The sequence below is a fragment of the Mesorhizobium sp. GW821-FHT04C10 genome (assembly GCF_059420305.1).
In genome coordinates this window covers 2,711,590-2,726,361 of the sequence record NZ_JBWKTL010000001.1, presented here as the reverse complement: position 1 = coordinate 2,726,361, position 14,772 = coordinate 2,711,590, and the positions used below count along the sequence as shown (strand labels likewise).

The 14,772-nt window shown below is 65.0% G+C and carries 19 protein-coding genes; 8 read left to right on the top strand and 11 right to left on the bottom strand.

Going from position 1 to position 14,772, the window contains the following annotated elements:
• Nucleotides 1-99 precede the first annotated feature (99 nt).
• Entirely contained in the window at nt 100-825 is a 726-nt protein-coding gene (locus AC07UC_RS13200; RefSeq protein ID WP_494908926.1) for a Crp/Fnr family transcriptional regulator, read from the top strand.
• A gap of 30 nt (nt 826-855) precedes the next feature.
• Here the strand turns inward: AC07UC_RS13200 and AC07UC_RS13195 are convergent, their stop codons facing one another.
• Genes AC07UC_RS13195 through AC07UC_RS13180 form a run of 4 tightly spaced genes read right to left on the bottom strand, consistent with a single transcriptional unit; the run spans nt 856 to nt 4,216 of the window.
• Complete coding sequence (locus AC07UC_RS13195) at nt 856-1,299, bottom strand: hemerythrin domain-containing protein (RefSeq protein WP_244735361.1); 444 nt, start codon at nt 1,297-1,299, stop codon at nt 856-858.
• A 24-nt stretch (nt 1,300-1,323) separates the two neighbouring features.
• Nucleotides 1,324-1,455 carry a cytochrome bd-I oxidase subunit CydX gene (gene cydX, locus AC07UC_RS13190; RefSeq protein ID WP_494906126.1) on the bottom strand — a complete coding sequence of 44 codons (132 nt, stop codon included), beginning with the start codon at nt 1,453-1,455 and terminating at the stop codon, nt 1,324-1,326.
• 19 nt (nt 1,456-1,474) lie between these two features.
• Nucleotides 1,475-2,629, bottom strand: a complete 1,155-nt coding sequence (cydB, locus tag AC07UC_RS13185; protein ID WP_140774614.1) for a cytochrome d ubiquinol oxidase subunit II — start codon at nt 2,627-2,629, stop codon at nt 1,475-1,477.
• A gap of 15 nt (nt 2,630-2,644) precedes the next feature.
• Nucleotides 2,645-4,216 carry a cytochrome ubiquinol oxidase subunit I gene (locus AC07UC_RS13180; protein WP_494906124.1) on the bottom strand — a complete coding sequence of 524 codons (1,572 nt, stop codon included), beginning with the start codon at nt 4,214-4,216 and terminating at the stop codon, nt 2,645-2,647.
• A gap of 100 nt (nt 4,217-4,316) precedes the next feature.
• On the opposite strand from AC07UC_RS13180, the gene AC07UC_RS13175 reads away from it, so the two are divergent.
• Together AC07UC_RS13175 and AC07UC_RS13170 are read left to right on the top strand one after the other, a co-directional pair.
• Entirely contained in the window at nt 4,317-5,927 is a 1,611-nt protein-coding gene (locus AC07UC_RS13175; RefSeq protein WP_494906122.1) for an ATP-binding cassette domain-containing protein, read from the top strand.
• Nucleotides 5,924-7,516, top strand: a complete 1,593-nt coding sequence (locus AC07UC_RS13170) for an ATP-binding cassette domain-containing protein (protein ID WP_494906120.1) — start codon at nt 5,924-5,926, stop codon at nt 7,514-7,516. Before AC07UC_RS13175 ends, AC07UC_RS13170 begins: the two co-directional genes overlap by 4 nt.
• Before the next feature lie 209 nt (nt 7,517-7,725).
• Here the strand turns inward: AC07UC_RS13170 and AC07UC_RS13165 are convergent, their stop codons facing one another.
• Both AC07UC_RS13165 and AC07UC_RS13160 read right to left on the bottom strand, forming a co-directional pair.
• Nucleotides 7,726-8,022 carry an HlyU family transcriptional regulator gene (locus AC07UC_RS13165; protein WP_202326239.1) on the bottom strand — a complete coding sequence of 99 codons (297 nt, stop codon included), beginning with the start codon at nt 8,020-8,022 and terminating at the stop codon, nt 7,726-7,728.
• A gap of 47 nt (nt 8,023-8,069) precedes the next feature.
• Nucleotides 8,070-8,711 carry a TetR/AcrR family transcriptional regulator gene (locus AC07UC_RS13160; protein ID WP_202326238.1) on the bottom strand — a complete coding sequence of 214 codons (642 nt, stop codon included), beginning with the start codon at nt 8,709-8,711 and terminating at the stop codon, nt 8,070-8,072.
• Nucleotides 8,712-8,890: 179 nt separating this feature from the next.
• Between AC07UC_RS13160 and AC07UC_RS13155 the strand changes: the two genes are divergently transcribed.
• Together AC07UC_RS13155 and AC07UC_RS13150 are read left to right on the top strand one after the other, a co-directional pair.
• A complete protein-coding gene (locus AC07UC_RS13155; RefSeq protein WP_494906117.1) occupies nt 8,891-9,568 on the top strand; it encodes a PspA/IM30 family protein in 678 nt (225 codons plus the stop codon).
• Between the two features lie 56 nt (nt 9,569-9,624).
• Nucleotides 9,625-9,885: a YiaA/YiaB family inner membrane protein gene (locus tag AC07UC_RS13150; RefSeq protein ID WP_494906115.1), complete on the top strand. Its 261-nt coding sequence runs from the start codon at nt 9,625-9,627 to the stop codon at nt 9,883-9,885.
• A 69-nt stretch (nt 9,886-9,954) separates the two neighbouring features.
• Here AC07UC_RS13150 and AC07UC_RS13145 read toward each other — a convergent pair whose 3' ends face one another.
• Nucleotides 9,955-10,644, bottom strand: coding sequence for a PadR family transcriptional regulator (locus tag AC07UC_RS13145; RefSeq protein ID WP_056578565.1), 690 nt, complete (start codon nt 10,642-10,644; stop codon nt 9,955-9,957).
• Nucleotides 10,645-10,917: 273 nt separating this feature from the next.
• Here AC07UC_RS13145 and AC07UC_RS13140 point away from each other — a divergent pair, with 273 nt between their 5' ends.
• Entirely contained in the window at nt 10,918-11,175 is a 258-nt protein-coding gene (locus AC07UC_RS13140) for a DUF2798 domain-containing protein (RefSeq protein ID WP_494906113.1), read from the top strand.
• A gap of 62 nt (nt 11,176-11,237) precedes the next feature.
• On the opposite strand, the gene AC07UC_RS13135 is transcribed toward AC07UC_RS13140, so the two are convergent.
• The 4 genes from AC07UC_RS13135 to AC07UC_RS13120 all read right to left on the bottom strand — a co-directional run bounded on the left by AC07UC_RS13135 (nt 11,238) and on the right by AC07UC_RS13120 (nt 13,435).
• Nucleotides 11,238-11,630 (bottom strand): thiol-disulfide oxidoreductase DCC family protein, encoded by a 393-nt coding sequence (locus AC07UC_RS13135; RefSeq protein WP_494906112.1) that lies wholly within the window; start codon nt 11,628-11,630, stop codon nt 11,238-11,240.
• Nucleotides 11,631-11,643: 13 nt separating this feature from the next.
• Entirely contained in the window at nt 11,644-12,708 is a 1,065-nt protein-coding gene (locus AC07UC_RS13130) for a DMT family transporter (RefSeq protein WP_494906110.1), read from the bottom strand.
• 35 nt (nt 12,709-12,743) lie between these two features.
• Nucleotides 12,744-13,013 (bottom strand): putative hemolysin, encoded by a 270-nt coding sequence (locus AC07UC_RS13125; protein WP_494906108.1) that lies wholly within the window; start codon nt 13,011-13,013, stop codon nt 12,744-12,746.
• 128 nt (nt 13,014-13,141) lie between these two features.
• The gene (locus AC07UC_RS13120) at nt 13,142-13,435 is read right to left on the bottom strand and encodes a GYD domain-containing protein (protein WP_056578573.1); all 294 of its coding nucleotides are present in this window, start codon (nt 13,433-13,435) and stop codon (nt 13,142-13,144) included.
• Nucleotides 13,436-13,722: 287 nt separating this feature from the next.
• Between AC07UC_RS13120 and AC07UC_RS13115 the strand changes: the two genes are divergently transcribed.
• Both AC07UC_RS13115 and AC07UC_RS13110 read left to right on the top strand, forming a co-directional pair.
• Nucleotides 13,723-14,226 carry a hypothetical protein gene (locus AC07UC_RS13115; protein WP_494906107.1) on the top strand — a complete coding sequence of 168 codons (504 nt, stop codon included), beginning with the start codon at nt 13,723-13,725 and terminating at the stop codon, nt 14,224-14,226.
• Nucleotides 14,190-14,741: a TauD/TfdA family dioxygenase gene (locus AC07UC_RS13110; RefSeq protein WP_494906106.1), complete on the top strand. Its 552-nt coding sequence runs from the start codon at nt 14,190-14,192 to the stop codon at nt 14,739-14,741. The genes AC07UC_RS13115 and AC07UC_RS13110 overlap by 37 nt, the downstream gene beginning before the upstream one ends.
• The last annotated feature ends 31 nt before the right edge of the window (nt 14,742-14,772 follow it).

Here is a 14,772-nt window from a genome sequence, read left to right as displayed (position 1 = left end):
GATTTATGCAGCTGGGTCCTTTCGATAGTGCATATGCGCCGTCGCTAAAGTCCTTGCCCATGCGTTGCCGCTGCCGGCTGGTAACACTATAGATGTACCATCGTGCGCGAAGATATTCATACGAAGGGCATTCCTGTTCTCTGCGTTTCATGCGAAGCGCGGCATCGCGGCATTTGCGGCGCCCTCACCCCCGATCAGCTTGTCGTCCTGTCCAGGTCGACGAAACGGCACAAGGCGGAGACCGGCAAGGAATTGATGAGCGACGCCGGAAGCGTCGACCGGTTCTCCAACGTTCTTTCCGGTGTCGTGAAACTCACCAAGACGCTGTCCGACGGCCGCCAGCAGATCGTCGGCCTGCAGTTCGCTCCCGATTTTCTGGGCAGGCCGTTCCAGGCCGAGAGCACATTGACCGCGGAAGCCGCGACCAATGTCGAGCTGTGCTCTTTTCCGCGCCAGACGCTGGAGCGGATGTTGAAAGAACAACCCGACCTCGAGCATCGGCTGCTCGAACAGAAATTGCGCGAACTCGACCAGGCGCGCGACTGGATGGTGGCGCTCGGCCGCAAGACCGCCGCCGAGAAGATCGCGAGCTTCCTGTTGATGATCGCGCGCAACATCGATCCGGCCGCTGGCCCGGAACACCGCGCCGCCGCTTTCGACCTGCCGCTGTCGCGCGCCGAGATCGCGGATTTCCTCGGCCTGACCATCGAAACGGTGAGCCGGCAATTGACCAGGCTGCGGGGCGACAACGTCATTCGCATCGACAACAACCGTCACATTGTCGTCGGCGACCTCGCGCGCCTGGCAGCGCGTTCCGGGGACTGATCGCCAACCAGACGCGATGCGATGAAGCGCTCAGCGCTGCCCGAGAATCCCCGGCAGCACATGGTCGCGCTCGAAGGCGATATGGCGCCGCATGGATTCGAACAGCGCGCGCAGCATGTAGCCGAGCGCCTCCGGGTTCTCGATAGGCCTCCCGTGGCCATGCGCAAGCAGGACCTCACTAAGATCAGCCGCCGCGCAGTCGTCCTCCAGATGCTCCATCTTGAGCCGCGCGACGATGTCTTCCCCGCCCTGGAGCCGCGCGAAGGCGGGGAAGACAGTCTCTTCCTCGAAGCGATGGCACTCTCGCAGCACCGGCAACAGATCGGCCGCCACGGCAAGGCACTGGAAGCGGTCAACGCGCGACGGCAGGTCGTCGGCGATACCTTCAAGCATGTGACAGAGCGCAAGCATCCGCACATGCGCCCGCTTCATGTCAGCCGGCCCGCGCAGCGGCCCGAGATAAGACTCGCTCATGATGCCTCCTCCACCACGGCGGGCTCAAGGCGTGGGCAGGGCAACGGTTTCCTTGGCGGGCTCCTCGCGGACGGTGCGCAGCTCATACCAGAGCGCATTGAGGATGCCGACGGAAGCGGCCAGTCCGAGGCCGAGGATCCAGGCAAAATACCACATGGTGAAAACTCCGGTTGAATCAGTAGGCCGAAGAGCCGGCCTTCTCGACGCTCTTCTCGCCGACCTTGCCCCACAGCACGCTGTAGACCCACCCTGTGTAGGCAAGGATCAGCGGCAGGAAGATCACCGTGGCGATCAGCATGTTGCGCAGCGTGGCGCGGCTCGAAGAGGCATCGAACACGGTCAGCGAATGGCTGGGATTGCTGCTCGACGGCAGAAGGATGGGGAACATGGCAAGCCCCACCGTCGCGATGATCATCGCGACGCCGAACTGCGAGGCAAGGAAGGTCCAGCCTTCACGGCGGGTCCGGAAGCCGATGGCCGCCAGCAGCGGTGCGACGACACCGAGCGCCGGCACGACCCAGAGCAGCGGATGAGCATGGAAATTCGCCAGCCAGGCACCGCTGTCCGCCGACACCGTCTTGAGCAGCGGATTGGACGGCCCGTCCCACACGATCGGCGAGGTCACGCGGTAGCCGCCGAGCAGGCCGAGCCAGACCAGCACGCCACCGCCGGCGAAGAGCAGCGAAGTGATGACAGCGGACCTGGCGCCGATCGCACGCGCACGGTCCTCGACAATGCCTTCCGCCTTGAACGCGAGCCAAGCCGCGCCGTGGGTTATCAGCATGGCGACCGAGACGAGGCCGCAATAGAGCGCGAGCGGGTTGAGCAGGCCGAACAGGCTGCCTTCATAGATGGGACGCAGATCCGGCGTGAAATGGAACGGCACGCCTTGCAGCGTATTGCCAAGGGCAACGCCGAAGATGAGCGCCGGCACCGCGCCGCCCACGAAGAGCGCCCAGTCCCAGCGCCTGCGCCAGGCGGGATCGGGCCGCTTCGAGCGATACTTGAAGGCAACGGGTCGCAGGATCAGCGCCAGAAGCACCAGAAACATGGCAAGGTAGAAACCGGAGAAGCTCAGCGCGTAGAGCGCCGGCCACGCCGCGAAGATGGCGCCGCCGCCGAGGATGAACCACACCTGGTTGCCTTCCCAGACCGGGCCGATCGTGTTGATCGCCACACGCCGTTCGGCATCGGTCCTGGCGACGAAGGGCAGCAACGCGCCCACGCCCATGTCGAAACCGTCGGTCGCGGCGAAGCCGATCAGGAGGATGCCGAGCAGGATCCACCAGATCACGCGCAGCGTTTCATAGTCGAAGAGAAAGTCGATCATCGTCGTGATCCTTTTTCACTCTGCGGGTTGCAGTGCGGGGTCGGCGTTCGGGCGCAGGTCGTCGATGACGCTGGCGATCTCGGGCCCCTTGCGGATGGCGGCCAGCATCAGCTTGACCTCGATGAGGGCGAGCACGCCATAGACGAGCGTGAAGCCTGAGATGGTGAGCGCCAGGTCGGTGACGCCAAGCTCGGAGGTGGCGAGGAAGGTCGGCAGCACGCCATCGATGATCCAGGGCTGGCGTCCGAACTCCGCCACGAACCAGCCGACCTCGATGGCGATCCAGGGCAGCGGCATGGCGATGAGCGCGGCACGAAACAGCCAGCGCGGCGCTTCGGTCTCCCGTGTCGTGTGCCACAGCGACACCGCGAACAGCGCGGCGAGCACGAAACCGCAGGCCACCATCAGCCGGAAGCCGAAGAAGAGCAGCGGCACGTAGGGCACGGTCGACCAGGCGGCATCCTTGATCTGCTGCTCGCTCGCCTGCCTCGGATCCGGCAGGTACCGCTTGAGGAGCAGCGCATAGCCGAGATCCTTGGAGCTGGCATCGAAGGCGGCGCGGGCGGCGGTATCGGTGCGATCCGCTTTGATCTTCTCCAGCGCGTCATAGGCGGCGATGCCGTTGCGGATGCGCATTTCGGCATGGGCGACAAGTTCATCGATGCCGGCGATCTGCCTGTCGATCGAGCGCGTGCCGATGATGCCCATCACCCACGGGATGCGGATGGCGAAATGCGTCTGGCGGTCGCTTTGACTGGGAATGCCGAATGCCGTGAACGACGCCGGCGCGGGCTCCGTCTCCCACATGGCCTCGATGGCCGCGAGCTTCATTTTCTGGTTGTCGGTCAGCGCATAGCCGCTTTCGTCGCCGAGCACGATCACCGAGAGTGACGAGGCCAGGCCGAAGGCCGAGGCGATGACGAAAGAGCGCTTGGCGAGTTCGACATGGCGTCCGCGCAGCATGTACCAGGCCGAAACGCCGAGCACGAAGGTGGCGGCGCAGACATAGCCGGCCGAAACGGTGTGCACGAACTTCGCCTGCGCAACCGGATTGAAGATCACCGCCATGAAGTCGGTGACCTCCATGCGCATCGTGTCCGGGTTGAAGGCCGAGCCGACCGGGTTCTGCATCCAGCCGTTTGCGATCAGGATCCAGAGCGCGGAGAAATTGGTGCCAAGCGCCATCAACCACGTCACGATCATATGCGCGCGCGCCGACAGCCTGTCCCAGCCGAAGAAGAACAGCCCGACAAAGGTGGCCTCCAGGAAGAAGGCCATCAGGCCCTCGATGGCGAGCGGCGCGCCGAATACGTCGCCGACATAGTGCGAGTAGTAGGCCCAGTTCATGCCGAACTGGAATTCCATGGTGATGCCGGTGGCGACGCCGAGGGCGAAATTGATGCCGAACAGCACGCCCCAGAACTTGGTCATGTCGCGCCAGATGGTGCGGCGGGTCATGACATAGACGGTCTCCATCATGGCGATCAGGATGGAGAGGCCCAGCGTCAGCGGCACGAACAGGAAATGGTACAGGGCCGTCAGCGCGAACTGCAGCCGGGACAGGTCGACGAGGAGAAAGTCGGGCATGGGAGCATCCTTTCTGGATACCCGCTCATAACGCGCCGCAAAGATCCGCGGCTTGATCTGGATCAATTCGTTTCATCATTGCGCGTGCGAGAACCGGGGCATGAAAACGTCAGCCGCTCCCGCTCCGGATCCGAAGGTCGCCCCCTCCGGCCCCGCCCTTTTCCAGGCACTGTCGATCGGCGAACGGCTGGCAAAGCGCGGCTTGCGTCGGCTGCTCATCCTGCAAGTCGCGCGCACCGGGTTGCGCCTCGGCTTCGCCGCGTCGGCGGCGATCGCTACCGGACGGCTGGTGATGGGCGATCCCGTCGACCCATGGCTGGTCGCGGCTGTGGTCGTGCTTCTCGCTTCTTCCTGCCTCGCCGGGCTCGCGTCCGACAGGGCGCAGGCGTCGGCCGAAACCGCCGTCTCGGCGGGGTTGCGCGGGCATGCGGGCGAGCGCCTGAACGACATGCCGGCGCGGCAACTGCAATCGCTGTCGGTCGGCGGCGTCATCGTCTCGATGCAGCGACATCCCGAGGCGGTGGCCGGCCTTGTCGTCGGTCATCGCGCGGCCAGCACGATGATGGGTGCCGGACCGCTGCTTGCGGCCATCGCACTCTTCCTCGTCTCCTGGCAGGCGGCGCTGCTGGTCATCTGCCTGACGCCGGTGATGATCCTGTTCCTCGCGCTGGTGGGCAATGCCATCCGCCGGCGCGCCGACGCCCAGGAACGCGCCTTCGGCCGGTTGGCGGGCCAGTTCGCCGACCGCATCCGCACGCTGCCCACGATCCTCGCCAACCACGCGATGGCCAGCGAGGACGCCAAGTTGGCCCGCCGCCTCGAAGCCTATGCGGACAAGACGATGGGCGTGCTGCGCATTGCTTTCATCAATGCCGGCATCATCGACTTCTTCGCATCGCTGTCGATCGCCATCCTCGCCGTCTTCCTCGGCCTTGGTCACCTGAAGCTCGCGATGATCCCCGGCTTCTCCAACCTCGCGCTCTGGCAGAGCCTGTTCATCCTGATGATCGCGCCGGAATATTTCGCACCCTTCCGGCGCTTTTCGGAACAATATCACGCCAAGGCGGAAGGCCTCGCCGCGGCGGCCGCACTTGACCGGCTGCTCGGTGCCGAGCCGGTCGCGGCAAGGACCTTGCCGATTCTCGACCGCCTGTCCCTGGCGTTGCCGGAACAGGGCCTCGTCGCCGTTGTCGGCCCGAGCGGATCGGGCAAGTCGACATTGCTGCGCCGACTGGCCGGGCTCGAGCCAGGCGGATCGCTCGACGCCGATGCACTCGCCGGCCGGGAAATCGCCTGGGTTTCCACCGACAGCTGCGTGCCCGAAGGAACGCTTGCCGAAGCCCTTTCATGGAGTATCGCCGCGCCTGCCGGGGACAATCTCGAGGCAGCCGCCGGCGCGATCGGCCTGCTCGACGACGCGCTGTTGCCGGGCGGCCTCGAAGCCAGGCTGGACCGGGGCGGAGCCAACCTTTCCGGTGGGCAACGGCTGCGCATCGCGGTCGCCCGCGCGCAGCTTTCCGGCCGGACCGTGCTTGCCGATGAACCCACGGCAAAGCTCGACCGCCAGACGGCCGAAGCGGTGCGACGCATGCTGCTTGCGATCTCGCGGTCGCGGCTGGTCGTCGTGGCCACCCATGACCGCGATCTCGCCGCCGCCGCGGACATGACGGTCGATCTCACTCCCAACGATGCCATCGAGGTGGCGGCATGAACACTCTCCTTCACTCCTCGAGCCGGAAGTCGTGGCGGCTGGCGACGGGCTTTGCGTTCTCGGCACTCTGCTGCGGCGTATTGCTCGGCGGTGTTTCCGCCTGGCTGTTGGGATCGGTGGCGATCGCCGGCCTTTCCGCCACCGCCTTCACCTTCAACTTCCACATACCGGCCGCACTGGTCAGGCTGTTCGCGGTGGGCCGCACGGCCGCCCGCTATGGCGAGCGGCTGGCCGGCCACAAGGCAGCACTTGCGGACCAGGTCGCGCATCGCGTCGAACTGTTCGCCGCGATGGCGGCGGCGCCTGCCGTACGCCGGGCCGGGTGGCAGCTCGGCGATGACGCAAGGCTGGCCGACTATCTCGACGATGTCGAGGACCTCGACTACGCCCGGCTGCGTGCCGGACTGCCGGCGCTGACGCTGGCCTGCGGCCTCGCCGTCCTCATCGCGGGTTCGGCGATGCTCGCACCGCTCTCCCTTCTACCGATCATGCTTCTGCTGCTCGCCATCCTGTTCGCGGGGAACCGGGTGGCCAAGGCTGGCGCCATGGCTTGGGAGCGCGCCAGGTCGATGCGTCGCGGGGGCGCAGGCAGGCTTGGCACCGCCATGGCGTCAGCCGTTCCGCTCAAGGCCGAGGGTGCCTGGCGCCATGAGTGTGGCGAAGCGCTTGCCGCGCTTTCCCGCGCGGACGGCGAGATGCTTGCGCTTCGCCGCCTGCAGGCCGGGCTTGACACGCTCGGCGCCGCCCTCGGACCGCTTGCCGGCATCAGCGTGATGGCCGCCGCCTGGTATGCCGGACGGCAGGGCACGGAGCTTCTCCTGCCGATGCTGCTCGCGTTCTCGTGGCTGGCGCTGGGCGAAGCGCTGAACGGCGCGTCGCGCATGCTGGTGGCCGTGCTTCGCCGCAATGCCGCCCGGGCCGAGATCGGCAAGTGGACCGAGGTCGCTTCGGCGGACAGGCAAGCGCACATGCCGGACGAACCGCGCCAACTGCGCCACGGCGCCCTGCAGCGCCGCGCGCCGGACGGCCGGCCCATTGGGGCGCCGGTCGCACTCACGCTCGAAAGAGGTCGGCCGACGGTGCTCGTTGGCGCCAGCGGCTCGGGCAAGACCAGCCTGCTCAAGCAGGTTGCCGGCTGGATCGCAGAGGATGGATTTGCCGCCGGCGACCGCATCCTGTCGGCAGGCGAGCGGCGGGCGCTCTCGGCACTGGTGTTGCATGATGCGGTCATCCTCGAGGACACCGTGCGCGCCAACCTCTTCGTCGGCGACGCGCCGGACGCGGCCCTGTGGCGTGCGCTGGAAGCCGTCGAGATGGACAGCCGAATCCGTGAAGCCGGCGGGCTGGATGCCTGGATCAGGCAGGACCGGTTTTCGCTCGGCGAGGTGCAGCGCATCAACCTCGCGCGCGCCTGGCTGTCCGCCATGCCGCTGGTGCTGCTCGACGAGCCGACGGAACATCTCGACGACGAGCAGGGCGAGCGCATCCTGGAGCGGCTGCTCGGCCACCTGAGCGACCGGATCGTCGCCATTTCCACCCATCGCGCGTTCCCGCTTCGCGACATAGGCACAATCGAGCTGAAATCTTGACCCCCGGCAAGGATGGGCCTCTCATGGCCTGGTCGATTGCCTCGCGTTTCGACGGCTGTCTGGCCTCCGGCAATGCCCGGCATTCGGGTGCGGTTTGAACGGGCAAGGCGTTACAGAGTTTGCTCCGCGAGCAAGCCTCTGGCTAAGCTTGGCCGCGCCAGCATTGGCGGCCTCTGGTGCAATGCGGGCGGTCGCCTCGACCAGTCCGCCTAACCGAAGATCCGATCGCCCTGTTCATCCACCAGTTGGATGCCCTTCTTGATCGAAATGTCGACGGCGTCGTCGAGCCCGGCGAAACGGTCGGCGCGAATGAATTTGTGCTCTTTCATTACGCCGTCGACCTCCTTGGAAACGACACCGCAGGTCTGGTACTGGCCGTCGGTCTTGTAGGGCGTGGCGCTGATCAGGAAACCCTTGTGCTCGACCTGCTTGGCTGGCGCCGCACTTTTGGGCTCGGCCGTCTCACCGCCGCCGCCACCACCGAAAAGACGCTTCAGAAAAGACATTGCTCAAATCTCCTTGTTCGTCCTGCAAACCACGGTCTGTTCGCGATTCACGACGCTGTTGTCCCAGCATGCGCGAATGTGCCGCCACGTTCCAGCCCCCTGATGAAGACGGCGACCAGGAGCTCGATCTGCTGGTCGATCTCGTCAGCCTGCCGGCGAACGGATCTCGCCGCATAGCCGCTGGTGACGATGCCATGCACGCTTGACCACAAGGTGCGCGCGGCGATCCGGCGCGTGTCGGCGTCGAGGTCGAAATCGCCGCCGGCGAGCACGCCGGCAATGATCTCGAACAACTGGTCGAGCCGCGCCTCGTAGGCATCCGGTTCGGCCAGTGTCGGGCGCCGCCTGTTGAAGGCAAGCAATGCGGGCCAGCTGCCCGGATGCGCCTCGACGAAGCGCACATAGGCGCCGGCCAGCGCCAGCAGGCGCTGGCGCACATCGGTGATGCCGCGCTGGCTGAGATCGACCATCGCCGCCGCCCCTGCCGCACCCAGCCGGTCGAGCAGCCGCATGTTGACGGCGCGGTGCACCCCGTCGAGATCGGAAAACAGATTGTAGACCGAGCCGACCGAGATGCCCGCCTGCTCGGCGATGGTCCTCGCCTTCAGATTGTCCATGCCGCCCTCGTTGAGTAGCACTTCGGCAATCGCCAGCACCCGCTCGCCCGTCTCTTCCTTGTCCAGTGCCATATCAGTCCTTGTGGATGCGAATGCCTTGCGCGGCACGCTGGTTCGAACCGCGATTTGCCTCTGTTTACCATATGTATGGTTTCGTGAACAGCGTTCAAAAACCTCTTGAACAACGTTCATTTCCTGTTATGTTGGCTTCGTGAACATTGTTCACGCAACAATTCGAAGGGAGAAGAACCATGCTTAGCCTGATCAGAACATTGCTCGACGGCGCCAGCGCGCGGGCCGAGGACGGCCTGAAGGATCGCTTCGCCATCGACCTTCTGGCGCAGCGCATCCGCGACGCCGAGGCGGGCCTTGCCGCCGCCAAGCAGACGCTTGCCACGCTGATCGTGCGCCACCGTGCCGAGCAGGCCGGTCTCGACCAGCTCGACCGCCGCCATGCCGATCTGGAAACCCGCACGATCAGCGCATTGGCCGCCGGCAATGGCGGACTTGCCGAAAGTGGTGCCGCGGCTGTCGCCGAGTTGGAGAATGAACGCGAGGTCCGCCGCGCCACCGTGCAGGGCCTTGGCGAAAAGACGTTGCGGATGCGCGTTTCGGTGGAGCGGGCGCATCGCCGCATCATCGACCTCAACCAGGGCATGATCTCGGCCCGGGCCATCGATGCCGAGCGCAAGGCGCAGTCACGCCTCGTCAGGTCGATCGGCCATTCGGCGAGTCTCAACGACGCCGAGGAGCTTTTGGCCCGCATCAAGGGAGCCGGCGACCCATTCGAGGAGGCCGGCATTCTCGACGAGATCGACGGCGAGCTGCGTCACGAAGCAATCCGCGACCGCCTTGCCGACGCCGGGCACGGCGCGGCGGTGAAGGTACGCGCCAAGGACGTGCTCGAGCGCCTGAAGACCATCAACTGAAAACCGCCTTGCAGACCTGACTTCCATCAAATCCATCAAACCAACGGAGAACACCCATGAACGCCAATCAGACCTACATCATGTTCAACACCGCTGCGGTCGGTGCCGCCTATTTCATGCTCGGCCTGTCGCTGTGGCTGGCGCCGGTAGACCAGTCGACCAAGGGCTACTGGGCCATGGGCATCCTGCTCTTGACCGGCAGTTTGGTGAACCTGGTCAAGTACCGCACCGACGAGCGCCTGTCGGCCGAGATGACCGCCAAGATCGAGAAGGCCCGCAACGAAAAGCTGATCAGCGAGTATGTCGGCAAGGAATGATGCCGGCCTGCCCTGGCGCAGAAAAGCCCGGGTCGCCCCGGGCTTTTTTGTGCATTCTACGCGACGAGATCAGCGGTGCGTCAGCGCTTCCAGCGCTTCCGCCGCGGCTTCGAGGATGGCGATCGCCTCGGCCTGCTTTTCAGCCGGGGCATCGACGATGTCGCCGAGCGCAGCGCGCAGACGGTGGCGGATGGCGCGGAATTCGTCACGCGTTTCCGAACGCTCGCCACGGCCGCCACGGCCACCGCGACGGTCCTCGCCATCGTCGTTCCAGCCGAACCAGTCGCGCGCCTTGGCCATCTTGCGGCCGAAGCGTTCGAGGTGGTCGAGGACGCCATCGATCATCTCGCGGTTATCGGCGAGATGCGCCTGCCCGGCCTCGGTGATGGAGAACACCTTCTTGTTGCCTTCGCTCGACGAGACGGCATAGCCGGCCTCTTCCAGGAAGGTCAGCGTCGGGTAGACCACGCCAGGGCTCGGGCTGTAGATGCCGCTGGTGCGCTCCTCCAGCGCCTTGATGATGTCGTAGCCGTGGCGCGGCGCCTCGGCCAGCAGCGACAACGTGATCAGCTTGAGGTCGCCGTCGGCCAGCATCCGCCCGGCGCGGAACATGTCCCCCGGCCCGCCGCGGCCGCCACCGCGACCGCCGTGCCCGAACGGGCCAAAGCCGCCACCCCCTCTGCCACCGAACTTGCCGGCCATGTGCATGAACATGCGTTCGCCGAAATGGCCGCGTCCGAAATGATTATCCTTGTGCATTGATTGCTCCTTGAGTTCTATCTTACGATATATCTTAATTAGGCGCGCGCCCCCGTCGAGTCAAGATATATCTTACGATGTATCTGGACGCCATGCCAGAGGCTTGCTTTCGCCGGAACGCGCGGATAGAAGGCGCTTCGAGGGTCGATGACCGCTCCGTAAGCGTCTGACGTCAAGCAACGCATCCAACCCCGGTCCTTCCGGGCAGTGACGCCGAGACCGGCGAATGGATGCCACATGCGAACGACCGGACACTTCAGGGAAACTCCCAAAATGACTGCAAGACATCAGCGCAGGAAGCTGCCTGCGCGCTATGCCGCGATCCTCAGCCCCTTGGTGCTGTCGCTGTTGATGACCTTCATCGTCTCGTTCATCTCGACGCTGAAGAGCCTCGGTCTCCACCCCAGCCTGCCATCCATCTGGATGACCGCCTGGGGCCTGTCCTGGCTGGTGGCGTTTCCGACGTTGCTGCTGGTGCTTCCCATAGTGCGCCGCATCGTCGGCGCGCTATGCGAACCGGCTGGCCGATAAGGCCGGCGGACAAAGGTTCGGGGTCCGGAGACACCCTCCGGCCCCGTGCGCATCACCGCGTGCTACCAGCGGCCCTTGCGGCGGTTCCAGGCGTAGAGCAGATCAGCGAACCGGTCATAGGCAAGGCGCGTCAGCGGCAAGGTCAACCGGTTGCCGAAAAGCGTGGCCAGCCAGCCCTCGCCCGTTGTTATCTGCCACACGGCGATGGCGACATCGGCGCCGACCAGCAAGCGGCCATCCGCATCGGTGGCGTGCAGCCGCCGGCGGATGTCCTCCAGCGAGGCGCCTTGTCCGGCCAGGGCCGCCGGCTCCAGATTGATGTCGCGAAATTCGATCCGCCCGGCCCTGACCGCCTCGATCAGCCGCCGCTTCTGCCTGGTAATGCCGGCATCGCAGACGGGGCACCGCGTGTTGTACCAAACGGTCAGGTCAGGCCTTGGGGTTTGCTTGAGCATGATCTTGGCATGCTCAGCCGTGGCCGTGCCTGTGGTGCAGGTCCGGATAATGCGGATGGCGGTGGCGCATCGGCGCATGCCGGTGCCAGTGCGAATGCGGCTCGCTCACCGGCCCGTCATGATCGTGCTGGTGGTGTTCGTCATGCACATGGCTGTGCTCATGGTCCAGCGCCTCGTGGTCATGCTCATGGTCGTGGCGCTCCGACAGATGCAGCCACAGGCCGATGCCCATCAGAAGGCCGGCCAACGCCAGCTTGAAGGTGACGGCATCGCCCAGCATGACGATGGCCAGCAGCGCACCGATGAACGGAGCCAGCGAGTAATAGGCGCCTGTCCGCGCGGTACCAAGATGGCGCAACGCCAGGATGAACATCACAAGGCTGACGCCGATGCCAAGGAAGCCGACGGCGGCCGTGGCAACGACAATGGATACCGCGGGAAACGACGCTCCGGCAGCAAGCGCCAACCCGACATTGGCCGCGCCCGCCACCAGCCCTTTCAGCATGGCGATCACCACCGGGTCGGTCGCCGAGATCTTGCGGGTGAAATTGTTGTCCAGTCCCCATGCCAGGCAGGCCCCGGCGACGAGCAGCGCACCGAGATTGAAGGCGACACCCTCGCCCTGCCATGACAACAGTACCGCCCCCGCCAGGATGGCGAAGGCGCCAACAAGCAGCCGCCGGTCGACATTCTCGCGATAGACGAGCCAGGCGATCGCCATCGTCGCCAGCCCTTCCAGGTTGAGCAGCAGCGCTGAACTGGATGCCGTGTTGAGGCTGAGGCCGAACATCAACAGCACCGGCGCGAGGATGCCGCCCATGCCGATCGCCAGCGCCAGCCAGGGGAAATCCCTGGCGGCCAGCTGCGCTTCGCCGGCCGCGGCCTGTTTGCCGCGAAGCAGGCGATAGAGAGCAAGGCCGATGCCGGCGCCGAGATAGAGCAGGCCAGCCAGCATGAAGGGGCTGACGCTGTTGAGCAGCAGCTTGGAAAGGGGCGGCGTGGCGCCAAACAATGCAGCCGAAAACAGGGCAAGCGGCACGCCGGGCCACAGATGGGAATGCGAGTGCGGCTCTGACATGGTCCTATCCTTGTATCCAGGCGGCGACGTGGCTGTTATTTGCGGCGCATCGCGGCCTTTGGGCCGATGCATTTATTGTCGCGAAACAGCGCCCATTCCTCGCACAGGCGCCCATTAGGCAAGCGGCAGAAGCCATATTCGTTGCCGGCCTTGTCTTTCCTGATCGTCAGGCGGCCGCCAATCTCGCCGCAATGGACCGAGGCGGGATTGGCCATGCCGACAGGTTTTGTCGCGGCGGCGCCGACGTCGATCGGCATCAGCGATATCAAGGCAAGAGCACCGGCCAGTATCGAAAAATTGTTCATCGCGATCCCTCCTGGCCGCATATCTACCACGGCGAGGCATCCTGTCCCGAGGCAACTGTCAAATATGTCGGAACGCGCGCCGGATCAGATGCCATCAAGGCGGCACCTGATCCGGTTGTCCGCAAACACTATCCGAGCGAAGTGATGATCTCGCGATAGGCGAATTCGGGGAAGGCCTTGAGCGTTCGCGTCCGGATATTACCGCTCGCCGCCAGCATCAGCGAGAAACGCGCCAGCACCGCGTCGTCGGGGGCTTCGACCACGGCCACCATGTCGTATTCGCCCATGGTCAGATAGAACGACTTGAACGAGCCGCCCATATCTCCCAACTGCTTCCTGGCGGCGTCGAGCCGTTTGGGTGAATCGCGCACGTTTCTGGCGCCCTGCTCCGTCCAGTTCATCAGCACGATGTAGCTTGTCATGGCTCACCTCCCTCCGGGGCCACGGAGCACGGCGGCTTCGCCGGGGCGGGCATCCGGGTTGTCGCCCAGAAAATGCATCCGACGTGAAATTATCCTCCTGCGGCGAACGTCCTGCAAGGACGCATCCACGCCATCATTTGCGGGCTGGAAGTGACACTCGGCGGCGACCAGGGAAAGCCGGTTTAAAAACCCGCCTGATTGCTGCAATCTCCTTCGTGGCCATGGTGGAAATCCCAGGCTGATGTCCAAGACCGATGTACAAGACCGATCAGCCGCCCGAGGGCTTCATGCGCGAGACAACAGACCTGCCGCCCGCATCGATCGAAATTCCCTCCGCATGGACCGGCGAGGACATGGCGAAGCATCCCGACCGTTGGCTGGTCGAACTGGACGCTCGCGACGTCGCCGAACTGGAGTTGGCGGCAACCAGCTTTCTCGCCGGCTCGCACGATATAGGCGGCCTGGCCACGGCCGATTTCCCCTTGCCTCGGCTTGCCGGCCATCTTGCCGCCCTACGCGGAAAACTGATCGCCGGCATCGGGTTCGAGGTGCTGCGCGGCCTCCCGGTCGAGAGATATTCCGCTGAAATGGCGGCAACCATCTTCTGCGGCGTTGGCGCGCATCTGGGAAGCGCACGGTCCCAGAATGCCCAGGGCCATATTCTCGGCCATGTCCGCGACATCGGCGCCGACGCCAGGGACACCACGACACGCATCTACCAGATGTCGTCGGCCTGCTCTGCCTGCGCGATGCCATGCAGGGCGGCGAATCCCTGCTGGTCAGCACGGTGACGATCTACAATGAGATGCGCAAAAGCCGACCCGATCTGGTCCGACTGCTGTTCGATCCGATCGCCACCGACCGGCGCGGCGAGATCCCGGAAGGCGAAAAACCCTACTTCGAAATCCCGGTCCTCAACTGGCATGCGGGACTGCTGACCGGCATCTACCAGCGCCAGTACATCGACAGCGCGCAGCGCTTCCCGGATGCCATGCGGCTGAGCGCCGCCCATGTCGAAGCGCTGGATCTCTTCGACAGCCTTGCCAACGATCCGAAGCTGAACCTGTCGATGCGACTCCGGCCCGGCGACATGCAGTTCGTCTACAATCATTCGCTGCTTCACGACCGCATGGGGTTTCGCGATTGGCCGGCCCCGGAGAAGCGGCGCCACATGCTGCGCCTGTGGCTATCGGTTCCCGGCGACCGCCCGCTGCCCGAATGTTTCAGGCAGCGTTACGGCTCGATCGAGATCGGCGACCGGGGCGGCATCATCGTCAAGGGGACGCGGCTGAACGTGCCGTTGTAGAGCAATTCCCACAAAAGTCTGAAAACGGCTT